Source organism: Neomesorhizobium albiziae, assembly GCF_900114255.1.
Classification (GTDB): Bacteria; Pseudomonadota; Alphaproteobacteria; order Rhizobiales; family Rhizobiaceae; genus Neomesorhizobium; species Neomesorhizobium albiziae.
Genome location: NZ_FOSL01000009.1, coordinates 94,460 through 111,260, shown reverse-complemented (window position 1 = coordinate 111,260; position 16,801 = coordinate 94,460). Strand labels below are relative to the sequence as shown.

16 protein-coding genes are annotated in these 16,801 nt (G+C 63.8%); 10 read left to right on the top strand and 6 right to left on the bottom strand.

All coding sequences use genetic code 11. The annotated features are described in order from the left end of the window. Nucleotides 1-11: 11 nt before the first annotated feature. Together F3H98_RS16010 and F3H98_RS16005 are read right to left on the bottom strand one after the other, a co-directional pair. Nucleotides 12-428: a VOC family protein gene (locus F3H98_RS16010; RefSeq protein ID WP_149761148.1), complete on the bottom strand. Its 417-nt coding sequence runs from the start codon at nt 426-428 to the stop codon at nt 12-14. 23 nt (nt 429-451) lie between these two features. Beyond that, nucleotides 452-2,302, bottom strand: a complete 1,851-nt coding sequence (locus F3H98_RS16005; RefSeq protein ID WP_149761147.1) for a monovalent cation:proton antiporter-2 (CPA2) family protein — start codon at nt 2,300-2,302, stop codon at nt 452-454. 117 nt (nt 2,303-2,419) lie between these two features. On the opposite strand from F3H98_RS16005, the gene F3H98_RS16000 reads away from it, so the two are divergent. From F3H98_RS16000 to lpxK, 6 genes are all read left to right on the top strand, one after another. Then, nucleotides 2,420-3,763: a TldD/PmbA family protein gene (locus tag F3H98_RS16000; protein ID WP_149761146.1), complete on the top strand. Its 1,344-nt coding sequence runs from the start codon at nt 2,420-2,422 to the stop codon at nt 3,761-3,763. After that, a complete protein-coding gene (locus F3H98_RS15995; protein ID WP_244621741.1) occupies nt 3,750-4,559 on the top strand; it encodes a 3'(2'),5'-bisphosphate nucleotidase CysQ in 810 nt (269 codons plus the stop codon). Before F3H98_RS16000 ends, F3H98_RS15995 begins: the two co-directional genes overlap by 14 nt. 75 nt (nt 4,560-4,634) lie before the next feature. Next, nucleotides 4,635-4,886, top strand: coding sequence for a DUF4170 domain-containing protein (locus tag F3H98_RS15990; RefSeq protein WP_149761145.1), 252 nt, complete (start codon nt 4,635-4,637; stop codon nt 4,884-4,886). Nucleotides 4,887-4,890: 4 nt separating this feature from the next. Next, nucleotides 4,891-5,673 (top strand): lysophospholipid acyltransferase family protein, encoded by a 783-nt coding sequence (locus tag F3H98_RS15985; RefSeq protein WP_149761144.1) that lies wholly within the window; start codon nt 4,891-4,893, stop codon nt 5,671-5,673. After that, nucleotides 5,673-6,995: a lipid IV(A) 3-deoxy-D-manno-octulosonic acid transferase gene (gene waaA / locus F3H98_RS15980; RefSeq protein ID WP_149761143.1), complete on the top strand. Its 1,323-nt coding sequence runs from the start codon at nt 5,673-5,675 to the stop codon at nt 6,993-6,995. Before F3H98_RS15985 ends, waaA begins: the two co-directional genes overlap by 1 nt. A gap of 2 nt (nt 6,996-6,997) precedes the next feature. Further along, nucleotides 6,998-8,032, top strand: a complete 1,035-nt coding sequence (gene lpxK / locus F3H98_RS15975) for a tetraacyldisaccharide 4'-kinase (protein WP_149761142.1) — start codon at nt 6,998-7,000, stop codon at nt 8,030-8,032. 69 nt (nt 8,033-8,101) lie between these two features. Here the strand turns inward: lpxK and F3H98_RS15970 are convergent, their stop codons facing one another. From F3H98_RS15970 to F3H98_RS15960, 3 genes are read right to left on the bottom strand one after another with little or no spacing between them, the layout of a single operon-like run. Continuing rightward, a complete protein-coding gene (locus F3H98_RS15970) occupies nt 8,102-8,335 on the bottom strand; it encodes a DUF2093 domain-containing protein (protein ID WP_149761141.1) in 234 nt (77 codons plus the stop codon). 59 nt (nt 8,336-8,394) lie between these two features. Continuing rightward, nucleotides 8,395-10,239, bottom strand: coding sequence for a DNA mismatch repair endonuclease MutL (gene mutL, locus F3H98_RS15965; protein ID WP_149761140.1), 1,845 nt, complete (start codon nt 10,237-10,239; stop codon nt 8,395-8,397). A gap of 41 nt (nt 10,240-10,280) precedes the next feature. After that, entirely contained in the window at nt 10,281-11,183 is a 903-nt protein-coding gene (locus tag F3H98_RS15960) for a LysR substrate-binding domain-containing protein (RefSeq protein ID WP_149761139.1), read from the bottom strand. A 92-nt stretch (nt 11,184-11,275) separates the two neighbouring features. Between F3H98_RS15960 and F3H98_RS15955 the strand changes: the two genes are divergently transcribed. Beyond that, nucleotides 11,276-12,841: a trimethylamine methyltransferase family protein gene (locus F3H98_RS15955; protein WP_149761138.1), complete on the top strand. Its 1,566-nt coding sequence runs from the start codon at nt 11,276-11,278 to the stop codon at nt 12,839-12,841. 29 nt (nt 12,842-12,870) lie between these two features. Then, the gene (locus F3H98_RS15950) at nt 12,871-13,314 is read left to right on the top strand and encodes a hypothetical protein (protein ID WP_149761137.1); all 444 of its coding nucleotides are present in this window, start codon (nt 12,871-12,873) and stop codon (nt 13,312-13,314) included. Between the two features lie 30 nt (nt 13,315-13,344). Here the strand turns inward: F3H98_RS15950 and queF are convergent, their stop codons facing one another. After that, nucleotides 13,345-13,806 (bottom strand): preQ(1) synthase, encoded by a 462-nt coding sequence (queF, locus tag F3H98_RS15945; RefSeq protein WP_149761136.1) that lies wholly within the window; start codon nt 13,804-13,806, stop codon nt 13,345-13,347. A 54-nt stretch (nt 13,807-13,860) separates the two neighbouring features. On the opposite strand from queF, the gene F3H98_RS15940 reads away from it, so the two are divergent. Together F3H98_RS15940 and F3H98_RS15935 are read left to right on the top strand one after the other, a co-directional pair. Then, the gene (locus tag F3H98_RS15940) at nt 13,861-15,906 is read left to right on the top strand and encodes an oxidoreductase (RefSeq protein ID WP_149761135.1); all 2,046 of its coding nucleotides are present in this window, start codon (nt 13,861-13,863) and stop codon (nt 15,904-15,906) included. Nucleotides 15,907-15,964: 58 nt separating this feature from the next. Beyond that, entirely contained in the window at nt 15,965-16,792 is an 828-nt protein-coding gene (locus F3H98_RS15935; protein ID WP_149761134.1) for a nickel-binding protein, read from the top strand. Nucleotides 16,793-16,801: the final 9 nt, after the last annotated feature.

Sequence of the window (16,801 nt, the reverse complement as noted above, 5' to 3'; positions counted from 1 at the left end):
CCCGCAGCGTCCTAGTGCGCGAAAACCTGTTCCATCGAGCGGAAGCCCTTGAATTCCAGCGCGTTGCCGGAAGGGTCGCGGATGAACAGCGTGGCCTGTTCGCCAGGCTCATCCTTGAAGCGCACCATCGGCCTTTCCAGCCAGTCGGTGGCGCTGTTGGCTTCGAGCCGTTCGGCCAGTTCGCGCCATTGATCCATCAGAAGCACCACGCCGAAATGCGGGATCGGCACCGCGACGCCGTCGACCTGTCCGTCGCGTGCCGCCGCGGTGGCCTGCGGGCGCAGATGCGCCGACATCTGGTGGCCGAAGAGGTCGAAATCGACCCAGGTGTCGGATGAGCGGCCGATCGTGCAGCCAAGCACGTCCTGATAGAAGCGGCGGGTCTCCTCGAGATCGCGGACCGGGAAGGCGAGATGGAAGGGCGTCATGGAAATTCCTGCAGGGATTGAGTTCAGGTGTCGACCGTTTCCGGGGTTTTGTCGTCCAGGGCTTCCTTGTCAAGCCGCTTGGATTCGCGCGTCGGCTTGATGAGCGGTTCGGGTGTAACCGGCTTGGTGTGCCAGCGGTCGCGTCCGGCCTGAATGCCCTCGACCGCCTGCAGCGCCAGCCGCTCCTCGTCACGGCGGCGCACGTCCTCGCGGATCGCTGAAGCCGTGTCCTCATCCATACCCAGCGCCTCCAGTGTCCTTTGGCCGAACAGCAGGCCGGACTCAAAGGTTTCACGCAGCTCGTAGTCGACGCCCCTGGCTCGCAGCTGCAAGGTGTGGGTGCGATCGTAGGAACGCACATAGAGCTTGGTATCGGGGTATTCGCTCTGGATCAGCTCGACGATCTTGTCGGTGATTTCCTTCTTGTTGGTGGTGACCGCGACTACCTTGGCGCGGCGAATGCCCGATGCCTCCAGCACGTCCTTGCGGGTGCCGTCGCCGAAATAGATGCGAAAACCGAACTTGCCGGCGCTGCGCACCCGTTCGGCCGAATGATCGATGATGGTGACGGCAGAGCCGCCGGTAAGCAGGATCTGCGCGGCGATCTGGCCGAAACGGGAGAAACCGATCATCAGTACGTCAGCGCCCGCACCGTCGAAGTCCTCCTCCATCTCTTCCGGCTGATCGGGCGTCAGGAAGGCTTTCGACGCGGGCGCGAAGAGCGGCATCAGCGCCATCGAGAGGGTGACGATGGCAACCAGGATCGACGCGGTCTCAAGCGGAAAGATCGCCGCAGAGGCCGCCACCGAAAAAAGCACAAATGCGAATTCGCCACCTTGCGGCAGCAGGAACGCAACGCGCACAGCATTGTCGTGGGTACAGCCGAAAACCCGGCAGACCGCGTAAGTGGTGACCACCTTGACCGCCATCAGCACCGGCACCGCCAAAAGAATCGTCGTCCAGTTGCTGACGATGACGTTGAGATCGAGCGACAGGCCGACCGCCATGAAGAAGAGCCCGAGCAGGATGCCGCGAAACGGTTCGATATCGGCTTCCAGTTCGTGCCGGTAGGAGGATTCGGCCAGCATCACACCGGCGATGAATGCGCCCATCGCCATCGAAAGGCCGGCGATTTGCATCAAGGTAGCAGCTCCGAGCACCACGAACAGCGCCGCCGCGATCATCGCCTCCTTGGCGCCGGTGTTGGCGATGACGCGAAACAGCGGGTTGATCACATAGCGGCCGGCGACGACAAGCACGACAATTGCCACCAGCGTGATGCCGAATTGCGGCAATGCGGGTGCTTCCCCGGTCTCTCCGCCTGGAGACAGCATGGGGATCAGAGCCAGAAGCGGAACGATCGCCAGATCCTGGAAGAGCAGGATTGAGAAGGTCGTCTGCCCGTAGCGCGCGTTGGTCGTGCCTTCCTGTTGCAGAAGCTGCATGGCGAATGCGGTGGATGAAAGGGCAAGCCCGAAGCCGATGACGAACGAGGCAGGCCATGCCAGTCCAGCAAGGGTGTTGGCCAGCAGCGCCAACACCGCCCCAGTAACGACCACTTGCGCGAGGCCGAGACCGAATATCTCTCGCCGCATCGCCCAAAGCCGCGACGCCTTCAGCTCGAGACCGATCAGGAAGAGCAGGAAGACGATGCCCAACTCCGCGACATGCAGGATTTCTTCGCCGCCGGTTATCAGCCGCGCCGCGGGGCCGATGGCGACGCCAGCGGCCAGATAACCGAGAATGGTGCCGAGGCCGATGCGTTTGAACAGCGGCGCCGACACCACGGCGCCGCCGAGCAGCAGCAGCATTTCGGAATAGATCGTTCCTTCGACTGCCAAGACAATTTCCTGAAATTGCGCCGCGTGCGGCATTTTCGCTGCAATTTGCCGTAATGACCACCCATTGCACATGGATCGCCGGAACAATAGATGGTGCCGAGGATGCGCTGTGCAAGCGCAGCAGAAATGCGAATAACCAGGATCGACGAGATGACCGACGCCATCGATGCCAGCAAGCTCGTCGACCGGGTAGCAGCCCTTGTCGAAGCCGCGAAAAAGGCCGGAGCGGATGCCGCCGACGCGGTGGCGGTGCGTGGCCGGTCGACCGGCGTGTCGGTGCGGCTGGGCAAGGTCGAGAGCACCGAGGCTTCCGAAAGCGATGACATTTCGCTTCGCGTTTTCATCGGCAAGCAGGTGGCGAGCGTCTCGGCGACCGCCTCTTCGAACCCGGCCGAACTTGCCGAACGTGCGGTTGCCATGGCGCGTGTCTCGCCGGAAGATCCCTTCCAGGGCCTGGCTGATGCGTCACGACTGGTGAAGAAACTGCGCGATCTTGATCTCTTCGACGGAACTGTCGTTTCGGCCGAACGGCTCCGGGAAGACGCGCTTGCGGCGGAAGAAGCGGCACTTGGTGTTGCCGGCGTCACGAATTCGGGCGGTAGCGGCGCCAGCGCCGGTCTTGGCGGCCTGGTACTGGCGACGTCGGAAGGTTTTCTGGGCCAGTATGTGGCGACGCGGTTTTCCCGCTCGGCGAGCGTCATCGCCGGCGAGGGCACGGGCATGGAGCGCGATTACGATTTTTCATCGCGCCAGCATTTTTCAGACCTCGATTCGCCCGAGACGATCGGCCGCAAGGCCGGCGAGCGCGCGGTCAAGCGGCTCAACGCCCGCAAAGCCAAGACCGGACCGGTCAACGTGGTCTTCGACCCGCGGGTCGCGCGCGGCATCGCCGGCCATCTGGCCGGTGCAATCAACGGCGCTTCGGTGGCGCGCAAGACAAGTTTCCTGCGCGACATGATGGGCAAGCGGGTGGCCCGTGCGGGCATCACCGTCACCGACGATCCGCTGCGCGTGCGGGGCCAGTCGTCGAGGCCGTTTGACGGCGAGGGCGTCGAGGGCATGCCGCTCAACATGGTCGAGGACGGCGTGCTCAAGCACTGGTTTTTGTCCACCTCGGCGGCGCGCGAACTCGGCCTTGAGACCAATGGCCGGGGTTCGCGGGCAGCCTCGTCGGTCTCTCCGTCGTCGACGAATCTCGCCATCGAGCCCGGCAGCGAAACCCCGGAAGAGCTTATCAAGGCGGTGAAGACGGGCTTCTATGTGACCGAAGTCTTCGGCCAAGGCGTCAACATGGTGACCGGCGAATACAGCCGTGGCGCAAGCGGGTTCTGGATCGACAACGGTGAACTCGTCTACCCCGTCTCCGAGGTCACGATTGCGTCAAATCTCAAGGACATGTTCCTGAACATGATTCCCGCCAGCGACCTCGACCGCAATTTCGGCACTGCTTCGCCAACCCTTCTAATCGAAGGGATGACCCTTGCCGGCAGCTGAGGCGCTTCATTCATCGCAGGTGGCGATCGACCTGCAACTGATCCGCGCCGCGGCCATGGAGGCCGGCCGGATCGCCATGCGCTTCTTCAAGGCCAATCCCGAAGTCTGGATGAAGGGCGGCCAGTCGCCGGTGAGCGAGGCGGACTACGCCGTCGATACCTATTTGCGCGAGACGCTGCTCGCGGCACGTCCTGATTATGGCTGGCTGTCGGAAGAAACCGTCGACTCGCCGGCGCGGCTGGCTTCCCGGCGCACTTTCGTGGTCGATCCGATCGATGGCACGCGCGCCTTCCTGGAAGGGCGCAGCACGTGGTGCGTCTCGATCGCCGTGGTGGAAAATGGCGTTCCCCTTGCCGGCGTACTGGAATGCCCGGCCAAGAGTGAGACATTCTGGGCGCAAGCTGGAAGCGGTGCGTTCAAGGACGGGGCGGCACTGCATGTAAGCCCACCCGGCGAGACGTTTGTCGTCGCCGGCCCCAACCACTTGATCGACGCTACGCCCGAAAATCTGCGTAGCCGCTTCACGACCGTTTCCTATATTCCCTCGCTCGCCTATCGGGTGGCGATGGTGGCCAGTGGCGAACTCGACGCGACCTATGTGAAGCCTAACGCCCATGACTGGGATCTGGCCGCAGCCGACGTGATGTTGCGGGAGGCCGGCGGGCGACTGCTGGACTGCGATGGAAAGGCTCTGCACTATGCCGGTCCGAACCCGCGTCGCGGCGCGCTTGCGGCGGGCAGCGGCGCTTTGCTTGAGCAAATGACGGCCGTGATCGCGGCGTTTGAGCACGGATAGAAGCTCAAAGCGGTTTCAAACTGCGGCTTTTTGATCTAAGCAGCACCATCTTCGTGATTTGGGATTTGAACGGACATGACCGGTGAAGACGGTAAAAAGCAGCTTTTGCACCTGGTTTTCGGCGGCGAACTGACCAAGCTTGGCGGCACCGAGTTCCGCGATCTCGACGGACTTGATATTGTCGGAATCTATCCCGACTACAAATCCGCCGAATTCGCGTGGAAGGCTAAAGCGCAGGCAACGGTGGACAATGCGCATATGCGCTACTTCATCGTTCACCTGCACCGGCTGCTCGAACCGGAAAACAAGAAGGCCGGTCAGAACTGACGTGATGGACGAAAAAACTGCAACGCAGGCGGTGGGAGCCGCAGCAGAGCCGCGCCGCCCCGGTGCGATGAAGGCCTTCTGGAAGTCGGTCCGCAGGCCACTGGCGCAGTCGCGTTTCGCGAAGAACGCGTTGGCCAGCGTTCTCGCTTCGGTGTTGCGCCTGATCAGGCTGACGAACCCGTTCGTCGAAGGTTCGTCGAACCTGGAAAAGGCGTTCAAGGAAATGACGCCGGGCATCATCGCGCTCTGGCACGGCCAGCATCTGCTTACCCCGACCATCTACAAGTCGGGCGCCCGCGGGATCGCCGCCATGGTGTCGCGCAGCGCCGATGCCGAGATCAATGCTCTCGTGCTGGAAAAGTTCGGCCTCGAGGCGGTGCGCGGCTCCGGCGGCCGTGACAACTCAAATCATTCCGAGAAGGGCGGCGCCCGTGCGCTGATCGCACTCAAAAGGGTACTCGCCGCAGGCCGCAACGTCGCCATGATCGCGGATATTCCAAAGGGCACGCCGCGCCAGGCAGGATTGGGTATCGTGACGTTGGCAAAGCTCTCCGGCCGCCCGATCGTCGCCTTCGCGGTCGCCACCAGCCGCCGCAAGGTGCTGGAGAGGAGTTGGGACAAGACGACCATCAACCTGCCTTTCGGGCGCGGCACGGTCGTCATCGGCGAGCCCATCTATGTGCGGTCCGACGCGGATGACGCCGAAATGGAACGGAAACGCCAGGAAGTGACTGCCTCCCTCAACGCCGCTACCGAAAAGGCGTATCGTCTGGTGGATCGCGCCTGATGAGCGAGCGTTGGGCGCGCGCCATGCTTTCGGTCTACCGCTTCGCGGGGGCCGCCGCCTATCCGCTGGTCGGCGGCTATGTCGGCTGGCGAGCCAACCAGGGCAAGGAAGAGCGCAGCCGCAGGCGCGAGCGCTACGGTATTGCAAGCCGGCCACGGCCGAGCGGGCCGTTGGTCTGGGTCCATGCGGCAAGCGTCGGCGAGACGATTGCCGTCATTCCTTTGATCGAACGCATCCTTGGCTTCGGTATCAATGTGGTCCTGACGACAGGTACGGTGACCTCGGCGCGGGTCGCCGACGAGCGGCTCGGCGAGCGCATCATCCACCAATATGTGCCGCTCGATTTGAAGCCTGCGGTCAGCCGCTTCCTCGATCATTGGGAGCCGGATCTGGCGATCATTGCCGAATCCGAGATTTGGCCGATGACGATCCTGGAGCTCGGCGCCCGCCGCGTCCCGCAGGTTCTGGTCAATGGCCGGCTGTCCGACCGTTCGTTCGCTTCATGGCAGAAACGCGCCTTCCTCGCCGAGGCGCTGTTCGAGAACCTTGCGCATGTGGTGGCGCAGTCCGAGGTCGACGGAGAGCGGTTTCGCGCACTCGGAGCCCGGCCTGTCACCGTATCCGGCAATCTCAAGGTCGATACCGATCCGCCGCCCGCCGACGAGAGGTCGCTTGCCGACCTGAAGTATCAGATCGGCTCCCGGCAGACCTGGGCTGCGGTATCCACGCATGACGGCGAAGAAGCAGTTGCCGCGGAAGTGCACCAGATGCTGCGCCCGCGCCACAAGGATCTGCTGACAATCATCGTGCCGCGGCATCCCAACCGGGCCGAGGCGCTGGTGGCGGAATTCGCGGCGGCGGGTCTGAAAGTCGCTCGCCGCAGTCTCGACGAGCCGATCACCCCTGACACCGACATCCTGCTTGGCGATACGATCGGCGAGATGGGGCTTTACCTCCGCCTGACCGAGATCGCCTTCGTCGGCCGCTCGCTGACGTCCGAAGGCGGCCAGAACCCGCTTGAGCCGGCGATGCTCGATACAGCGGTGCTGGCCGGCCGTAACGTGCAGAATTTTCGCGAAACCTATCAGCGGCTGATCGACGGTGGCGGCGCCAAGCTGGTGCGCGACCGCGACATGCTCGCCGGTGCGGTGAACTTCCTGCTCAAGAACGAGCAGGCCCGCGAAGACATGATCGCGGCGGGCGCGGCGACTGTCGACGACATGCGGGGCGCCCTCGCGGCGACCCTGAAGGCGCTGGAGCCATACATCCATCCGCTGATCGTGAAATCGCGACTCAAGGAAGGCAACGGGGGATACCCCTAGGAATGGCGAGCGAAGCGCCTCCGTTCTGGTGGGAAAGGCCGGACTGGCGCGCTTACGCGCTTTATCCGCTCTCGGCGATCTACGGGGCCGTGGCGCGCCGCCGCATGAATGCGGCAAAACGCGAAAAGATCGATTGTCCGGTGCTCTGTGTCGGCAATCTGACGGTGGGCGGGGCCGGCAAGACGCCCGTGGCGATTGCGCTCGCCGCAGCCGCAACCCAGCTTGGCCGCAAGCCGGGGTTTCTGTCGCGCGGCCATGGCGGCAGCTTTTCCGAGCCGCATCTGGTCGATGCGCATCATGACAGCGCCAGGCATGTCGGTGACGAGCCTCTGCTGCTTGCCGAACACGCGCCGGTGGCGGTGACGCCGAACCGCGCTCACGGGGCGCGTCTGCTGACTGAAAGCGGCTGTGATTTCCTGATCATGGACGACGGCTTCCAAAGCGCGCGCATCCACATCGACTTCGCCCTGCTGGTGATAGATGCGCGGCGCGGTCTCGGAAATGGCCATATCATCCCTGGCGGGCCGATGCGGGCGCCGCTGCTCGATCAGCTGCGGTTGGCCGACGCGGTGCTGAAAATGGGCGAGGGAAGTGCCGCCGATCTGGTGATCCGTCGTGCCGCGCGTGCTGGCAAGCCGATTTTCGAAGCCGTGGCGAGGCCGCGCGACCCTGGCGTGATCGCCGGAAAGCGCCTGCTTGCGTTTGCTGGTATCGGCAACCCCGACAAATTTTACGCCACCATCGCCGAGGCCGGCGGCACGGTGGCGCTGACGCGCTCCTTCGGTGACCATCATTTTTATTCGGACGACGAACTGATCGACCTTGCGGCGGCTGCCCGCTCGGACGGACTGGAGATCGTCACCACCGCGAAGGACGCCGCCCGGTTGCGTCATGGCTCAGCTGCCGCGCAGGCGCTGCTGGAACAGGCGCATGTGCTGGAGATCGACACGAAGTTCGAGCCGGATAGTGTTCCCGAACGGTTGATCGAAGAGACTCTGAAAAACTGGCGCGACCGCAAGCTTCGCAATGGAGTATGACCCCGGCGATGCAGGGTCCAGTTTCCGACAGATATCCTAAACAAGAAGATCCGCCGAACCGGAAGGGCCTCAGCGCCGCTTGCGCAGTTCAGGATTGACGTCCAGTTCGCGCTGCAGGGAGACGGCCGCGTTGATGTACGGTTCCTGTCGCGCCACGCTCCAGTATTTCAGTTCGTCGAGCGGGATCGTTTCGCCGGTGACAGCGCAGCGCACGAAGGCGCCAGGGCTGGTGACCTGGAAATCCCCGTCGAGATAGCGGATGCGGGCCTCCCTGGCGCCGGGACCCTCAAAGCGGTTCATCATATGAGCCTTTCAACGGATTTCTTCGGCCATAAAATGACGGCGAGGTCAAGCGGCCGCGCTCAGCGTCGTCCGAACAGCCGTTCGATGTCGGCGAGTTTCAGCTCGATATAGGTCGGCCGTCCGTGGTTGCAGGTTCCGGAGCCAGGTGTCGCTTCCATTTGGCGCAGCAGGGCGTTCATTTCTTCCGCCCGTAACTGCCGCCCGGAGCGCACCGAACCGTGGCAGGCCATGGTTGCAGCAATGGCGTCGAGCCGCTCCTTCAGCGTCTCGGCCGTATCGGTATCGGCGATCTCGTCGGCGAGGTCGCGGATGAGTTGGGCAGCGTTGGTCTCGCCGAGCATCGCGGGCGTTTCGCGCACAGCGATGGCGCCCGGACCGAAACGCTCGACCGACAGGCCGAAGCGGCGCAGTATTTCGGCATGCGAGGCGACGCGCTCGGCGTCCTCTTCCGGCAGGTCGACGATTTCGGGAATAAGCAGCATCTGGGCCGGCACCGGCCGCGAATGCAGCGCCGTCTTCAGCGCTTCGTAGACCAGGCGCTCGTGTGCAGCATGCTGGTCGACGATGATCAGCGAATCGGCCGTCTGCGCGACGATGTAGTTTTCATGCACCTGCGCCCGCGCCGCACCCAGCTGCGACGTCAGCAGTTCCGGTGCGGCCTCGACGTTTCCGGCACGGGTATCGGCGCTGGCGAGCGGTCCAGCATCGAAGCTTGCCTGCCCACCCTCGCCGAAACCCTGCAGCGGCCGGCTCGGCGAAGCGGCAAAGTCGAAAGCCCCGGCCGATGCGGAAGCGCGGAACCCGGCATGGAAGGAGCGGTGCCCGTTGGCGGGTCCGGCATGTCCGTAGCTGGTCGGTCCCGGCCGGAAGGCGCCCATCATGGCGGCGGCTCCCGTCGTCGCCGGGCGGATGCCGGCCTCCGCCAGCGCCTGCCTGATCGCGCCGACGATCAATCCGCGCACCAGCCCGGGATCGCGGAAACGCACGTCGGCCTTGGCTGGGTGGACATTGACGTCGACATGCCCGGGATCGAGCGTCAGGAACAGCGCCGTCACCGCGTGGCGGTCACGCGGCAGAACGTCGGCGAAGGCGCCGCGGATGGCGCTGGTGATAAGCTTGTCGCGCACCGGCCGGCCGTTGACATAGGCATATTGCTGCAGCGCGTTGGCGCGGGTGAAGGAAGGCACCGAGACGTAGCCGCCGAGATGAACCCCCTCCCGCGTCGCATCGATGCCGATGGCGTTTTCCGGGAAGTCCTTGCCCATCACCTGAGCGATGCGTTCGAGGCGGGCGTCGGCAGTGTCGCCGACAGCCAGCAGGTCCAGCGTCGAACGATCCGTGCCCGACAGCGTGAACCGAACTGCGGGGAAGGCGATGGCGATGCGTTTGACGACATCGGCTGCTGCGGTCGCCTCAGCGCGCTCGCCCTTCATGAATTTCAGCCGCGCCGGCGTGGCGAAGAACAGGTCGCGCACTTCGACCAGCGTGCCGCGGTTGGCGCCCGCCGGCCTGACTGGCGTCAGCCTACCGCCTTCGACGCGGATTTCCGCGCCGCTGTCGGCCGATGCGGTGCGCGAACGCACCGTCAGCCGCGACACCGAGCCGATCGACGGCAATGCTTCGCCGCGAAAACCCAGCGAACGGATGTCGTGAATGTCGTCCGACAGTTTCGAGGTGCAGTGCCTGGCGATCGCCAGTTCGAGTTCGCCGACCGGAATGCCGGCGCCGTCGTCGCTCACGCGGATCAGCGCCAGCCCGCCGCCGGCGGTCACCACCTCAATGCGGCTGGCGCCCGCGTCGAGCGCGTTCTCAACGAGTTCCTTGACGACGCTCGCCGGCCGCTCGATCACCTCGCCGGCGGCGATCTGGTTGACCATGGTCTCGGAAAGTTGGCGGATGGGCATTTCGTGATCTTACCCGGATTCGCCGTGGGCGCGAAAGGAGATCACGCCTGCGCGGCCAGCCAGTCGCGCACTTTTTCGGCACTTTCCGACAGCGGCCGGTTTTTCGGCCAGGCGACATGGAACCCATCGCCCGTGGTCATGGCATGGTCGGTCAGCCGCACCAGCAGTCCGCTGGCAATCAGCCGGTCGGTCAAGTGCCGCCAGCCGAGCGCAATGCCCTGGCCTTCCATCACCGCCTGGATGACCAGGACATAATCGTTGATCTGCAGGCCGCGATTGGCGACGGCGCCATTGACGCCGGCCGAGCGGAACCACTCATTCCAGGTCGCCGCCGGCCGGAATGGCTCCTCAAGATGGATCAGTTGGTGCGAGACCATCTCGGCCGGGCTTGCCGGCATGCCGGAGCGGGCGACATAGGCCGGGCCGGCGACCGCATAGATTTCCTCCTTGGCGATCGGCAGCAATTCGTAATCCGGCCAATCCTGCGCCGAGCCGCCGCGGATGCCGAGCGGAATGCCTTCGGCGATCAGATCGAGGTCGCGGTCGGCGGTCTGGATGCGCAGATCGATGCCCGGCAGGTCGTCACGGAATTTCTGCAGGCGCGGCATCATCCAGAACGAGGCGAAGGCAGTCGAGGCCGATAGCGTCACATGCATGCCGCCGGCGAGCGCGCGCAGCTCTTCCGCCGACTTTCGGATGTGGGACAGGCCGAGTGTGACGTCGGCAAAGAAGCGGCCGCCGGCCTCGGTAAGCCGCACCTGGCGATGGCGGCGCTGGAACAGCTTGACGCCGAGCTGATCCTCGAGCCCGCGCACGGCATAGGATACCGCGGCCTGGGTCATGCCGAGCTCGCGTCCGGCGGCGGTGAAGCTGGAGAGCCGCCCGGCCGCCTCGAAGACGATCAGGCTGCCGGCCGAGGGCAGCAGGTGGCGTAGACTTTGCATAAATCAAGCTTATGCAAGCCATCAGGATTTTCAAGCGTCACAGCTGCGGTGGCAGACGGTAGTTTCATGGTTGCGCACCGCTGGAGCCATCAATGACCGCAGCCACAGCCGAAATCGCCGACCATCCCGCCAGACGCCGCGAGCGCGGCGGCCGCGTGGCGCGGCGCGAAATGCGCTCGCATGGCTCGGAAGGCCTGGGTCGGCCCTATATCGTGCGCAACATCCCGACCTACGACATCCTTTCGGAAGACAATCTGATTAGGATCGAGGAAACGGCCGACCGTATCCTCGCCGAGATAGGCATCGAATTCCGCGACGACGCGGCAGCTCTGGACCACTGGAAACGGGCAGGGGCCAAAGTCGAGGGCGCGCTGGTCAAATTCGAGCCGGGCATGCTGCGCGAAATCCTGAAGACCGCGCCGGCTGCTTTTACCCAGCATGCGCGCAATCCCGCCAATTCGGTGGAGATCGGCGGCAAAAGCGTCGTCTTTTCCCCGGCCTACGGCTCGCCTTTCGTCATGGATATCGACAAGGGCCGCCGCTATGGAACCATCGAGGACTTCCGCAATTTCGTGAAGCTGGCGCAGGCTTCCCCCTGGCTGCACCATTCGGGCGGCACCATCTGCGAGCCGGTCGACGTGCCGGTCAACAAGCGCCATCTCGACATGGTCTACAGCCACATCAGATATTCCGACCGAGGGTTCATGGGCTCGGTAACGGCGGAAAGCCGCGCCGAGGATTCGATCGACATGACGCGTATCGTTTTCGGCGAGAAGTTCGTCGACGAGAACTGCGTCATCCTCGGCAATGTCAACGTCAATTCGCCGCTGGTCTGGGACGCCACCATGACGACGGCGCTGCGCGCCTACGCCCGCGCCAACCAGGCTGCGGTCGTGGTGCCGTTCATCCTCGGCGGCGCCATGGGACCGGTCACCAATGCCGGTGCGATCGCCCAATCGCTGGCCGAGACCATGGCGGGCTGTGCGCTGACCCAACTGGAGCGGCCTGGCGCGCCGGTGATCTTCGGCAACTTCCTGTCCTCGATGTCTCTCCGTTCAGGATCGCCGACCTTCGGCACGCCGGAGCCGGCGATCGGCTCGATGGTGGTCGGTCAGCTTGCGCGGCGGCTGAACCTGCCGCTCAGATGCTCCGGCAACTTCACCACATCGAAGCTGCCGGACGCGCACGCGATGAACGAAGGCACGATGTCGATGCTGGCCGCCGTGCATTGCGGCGCCAACTTCATCCTGCATTCGGCGGGTTTCCTGGATGGACTGCTGTCGATGTCCTACGAAAAATTCGTAATGGACACCGATTTCTGCGGCGCGCTGCACACCTATCTCGACGGCGTGAAGATCGACGACAACCAGCTGGCGCTCGACGCCTTTCGGGAAGTCGGTCCCGGTAGCCATTTCTTCGGCTGTGCGCACACAATGGCGAACTACGAGACGGCCTTCTGGGATTCCGAGATTGCCGACAATGAGCCGTTCGAGAAATGGGAGGCCGCCGGTTCGGAAGACGCCGCCATCCGCGCCAACCGCCGCTGGAAGAAGGCTCTCGCCGAATATCAGCCGCCGCCGCTCGACGAAGGCATCGACGAGGCACTGCAGGATTTTATGGCGCGCCGGAAGACGTCTATGGAAGATGCGTGGTATTGATTTTGTCCACGCAGAATCCGGATGGCGTCATGACCGGCCACGCTGCCTTTGTTCCGCTTCTCCTGGTGGCGACGGCCTCCATCGCGCAGGCCGGCGAGGCGATCGACGCCGTTCAGCCTTTCTATGACCATCCCGGCCTTGAACTGGAAGCTTCGGCGCGTGACCGCTTCGTCGATCCCGCACGCAGGATTCTTGACCTCAACGACGCGATCAAGAAGGGCGGCGAGGATGGCTGCCTCGACCCCGCACTTGCCTTCGACGACGCCGATGAAGATCCCAACCAGATCGCCAGGACATTGAAGCTCTCGGAATCGATAGAAGGCGATCTGGCGAAAGTGGTGGCTGCTTTCAAGGCAGACGGCGAGGTATCCCGGCTCGAATGGAAGCTGAAGAGGGTCGACGGCGCCTGGAAGGTTGCCGACATCGTTTCCATGTCGAAGGACTGGGCCTTGAGCCAGTTCAACTGCGAGTAGGCCGTGGAAACCGCGCCGTCGAAATCGCCCTCAGCCGCGCCCGCGATAGGGCGCGACGCCAGTTTCCGGCAGCCAGGCGCCCTCCGGCGGTGTTCCAGTCTGCCAGAAGACGTCGATTGGAATGCCGCCGCGCGGATACCAATAGCCGGCGATGCGCAGCCACAAGGGCTTCGTTGCCTCAACAACGCGCTTGCCGATAGCGACCGTACAGTCCTCGTGAAACGCGCCGTGATTGCGAAACGACGTCATGAAGAGTTTCAACGACTTCGATTCCACCAGCAGTTCGTCGGGCGCATAGTCAATGACGATATGTGCGAAGTCCGGCTGTCCGGTGACCGGGCAAAGCGACGTGAATTCCGGGCAGGTGAAGCGCACGATGGCCGGCGGGCCGTCGGTGCGCGCAAACGGCACGGTCTCGAGAATGGCAAGTTCGGGCGAGGCCGGCGTTTCGACCTTCGTGCCCAGTTGGGTGAGATTTCCGGTAGTGGTCATAGGTTGCTCCTTTGCCGGAGCTTCTAATCCTCTTTGGGCATGACAATAAAGACCATGCAAAGCAACGATCCGATCCTTCAACCCTACCAGCTCAAACATCTGCGGCTGAAAAATCGCGTCATGTCGACCAGCCATGAGCCGGCCTATTCCGACGATGGCCTGCCGAAGGAGCGCTACCGGCTCTACCACGCAGAGAAGGCAAAGGGCGGCATGGCGCTGACCATGACCGCCGGCTCTGCGATCGTCGCACGCGACAGCCCGGCCGCTTTCGGCAACCTGCAGGCCTACCGCGACGAAATCGTGCCGTGGATGAGGGAACTCACCGAGGCGTGCCATGAACACGACTGCAAGGTGATGATCCAGCTCACCCATCTAGGTCGCCGCACCGGCTGGAACAGGGCCGACTGGTTGCCGGTTCTGTCCGCTTCGCCGGTGCGCGAGCCGGCCCACCGCTCCTTCCCGAAGGAGGCGGAGGATTGGGACATCGAGCGTATCGTCGCCGACTACGCAAGTGCTGCGCAGCGCATGCAGGCGGCGGGCCTCGACGGCATCGAATTCGAAGCCTACGGCCACCTGATGGACGGGTTCTGGTCGCCGGCGACCAACCGGCGCACCGACGATTACGGCGGCTCGCTTGACAACCGGCTGCGTTTCACCTGGCGGGTCATCGATGCGGTGCGCGCGGCGGTCGGCGCGGAATTCATCGTCGGCATCCGCATGGTCGCCGACGAGGATTTTGCGGCGGGCCTGTCGAAGGACGAAGGCATCGAGATCGCGAAGCGGCTGGCGGCGTCGGGAAAGTTCGATTTCCTGAACATCATTCGCGGTTCGATCGAGACCGATGCAGCGCTGACCAAGGTGATCCCGATCACCGGCATGCGTTCCTCGCCGCATCTCGACTTTGCCGGCGAGGTGAGGGCGGCGACGAAGTTCCCGGTGTTCCATGCGGCGCGAATTTCGGACGTCGCCACGGCGCGCCACGCCATTGCGACGGGCAAGCTCGACATGGTCGGCATGACCCGGGCGCATCTGGCCGACCCGCACATCGTGCGAAAAGTCATGGAAGGCCGCGAGCACGAGATACGGCCCTGCGTCGGCGCCACCTATTGCCTGGACCGCATCTATGAAGGCGGCGAGGCTCTCTGCATCCATAATGCGGCGACCGGGCGCGAGGCGACCATCCCGCATATCGTCGGCAAGGCCGGAGGGCAGGGGAAGAAAGTCGTGGTGGTCGGCGCCGGAGCCGCCGGGCTTGAGGCGGCGCGTGTCGCCGCCGAGCGCGGGCATAAGGTAACGGTACTGGAAGCGTCGGGCCAGGCCGGCGGCCAGATCCGTCTTGCGGCACAGAACCAGCGCCGCAAGGAGCTCATCGGCATCGTCGACTGGCGGCTTGCCGAACTCCAGCGGCTCGGCGTCGATATGCGCTACGACACATGGGCGGAGCCGGACGATGTCCTGGCGCTGTCTCCCGATGTCGTGGTTGTGGCAACCGGCGGCGTGCCGCAGAATCCCCCGCTGGAAGCCGGAGACGATCTCGTTACCTCGAGCTGGGATATCGTGGCCGGCGCCGTGAAACCGGCGGAGAATGTGCTGCTTTACGATGACAATGGCGGCCACCCGGGTATGACGGCGGCCGAGTTGATCGCCAACAGCGGCGCTAGGCTGGAACTGGTTTCACCGGAACGTTTCTTCGCCCCCGAAATGGGCGGCATGAACCACGTTCCCTATATGCGGGCCTTCCATGAGAAGGGTGTGAGGATCACCATCAACACCCGACTCAGCGCGGTTCGCCGCGAGGGAAACCAGCTTGTGACGACGCTTTCCTCCGACTTCGCCGATGGCTGGCGCGACGAACGGCGGGTCGATCAGGTCGTTGTCGAACATGGCACGCTGCCACTCGAAGATCTCTATTTCGCGTTGAAACCGCTGTCGAAGAACGGCGGCGCCATCGACTACGGCAGACTGGTCGACGGCGGCGATATCTTTCCGCAAACGAGGCCGGAAGCCGGCTTTGTGCTGCTGCGCATCGGCGACGCGGTCGCCTCGCGCAACATCCACGCTGCGATCTACGACGGCATCAGGTTCGGGATGCGGATGTAGCGTCGGTGCGCTATGATGGCCGTTTATAACCCGAGCGGGTGATGGATAGGAGCGCACTGTGCCTATCTTTATGGACCGTCACGATATGAAGGGGGTGACAGCCGCCGACATCGCTGATGCGCATCGCAAGGATCTCGAAATCCAGGATCAGTATGGGGTAAAATTCCTCACCTACTGGTTTGACCAACAGCGGGGCACCACCTTCTGCCTCGTGGACGCGCCCGACAAGGATACCGCCCAGTGCGTGCATCGCGAGGCGCACGGCCATATTGCGGGCGAGGTCGTCGAAGTCGCGCTTTCCGCGGTGGAGGCCTTTCTGGGCCGGATTCAGGATCCTGAGCCGCCTTCCGGCCACACGCATCACAATGTGGATTCGGGATACCGGGCGATCATGTTCACCGACATCGTCGGTTCGACCAGGATGACGACGCGCCTCGGTGACCGCCTGGCCACCGAGTTGATCCGGGCGCATGATTCTATTGTCCGCCGATGCTTGAATGAAACAGGTGGGCGTGAGGTGAAGCACACCGGCGACGGGATAATGGCGTCATTCACCTCGCCGGCAGAGGCCGTCGATTGCGCTGTTTCCATCCAGCAGGGATTCCAGCGCTACAATCGCGGGAACGCGGAACCGATCCATATAAGGATTGGCCTGGATTGCGGCGAACCCGTCGAGGACAGCAACGACCTGTTCGGCTCCACGGTTCAACTTGCCGCGCGGCTGTGTTCAGCCGCTTCAAGCGATCAGATCCTCGTGTCTAAAAACATAAGGCGGCAGCACGGGGGCCGTGACCTCTTCGTGCAAACAAAAGACAAGCGGCTGAAGGGATTTTCCCATCTCGTGCCCGCGTTCGAATGCTCCTGGACCGCGCCCGGCCACGATTAGGCAAGCGAT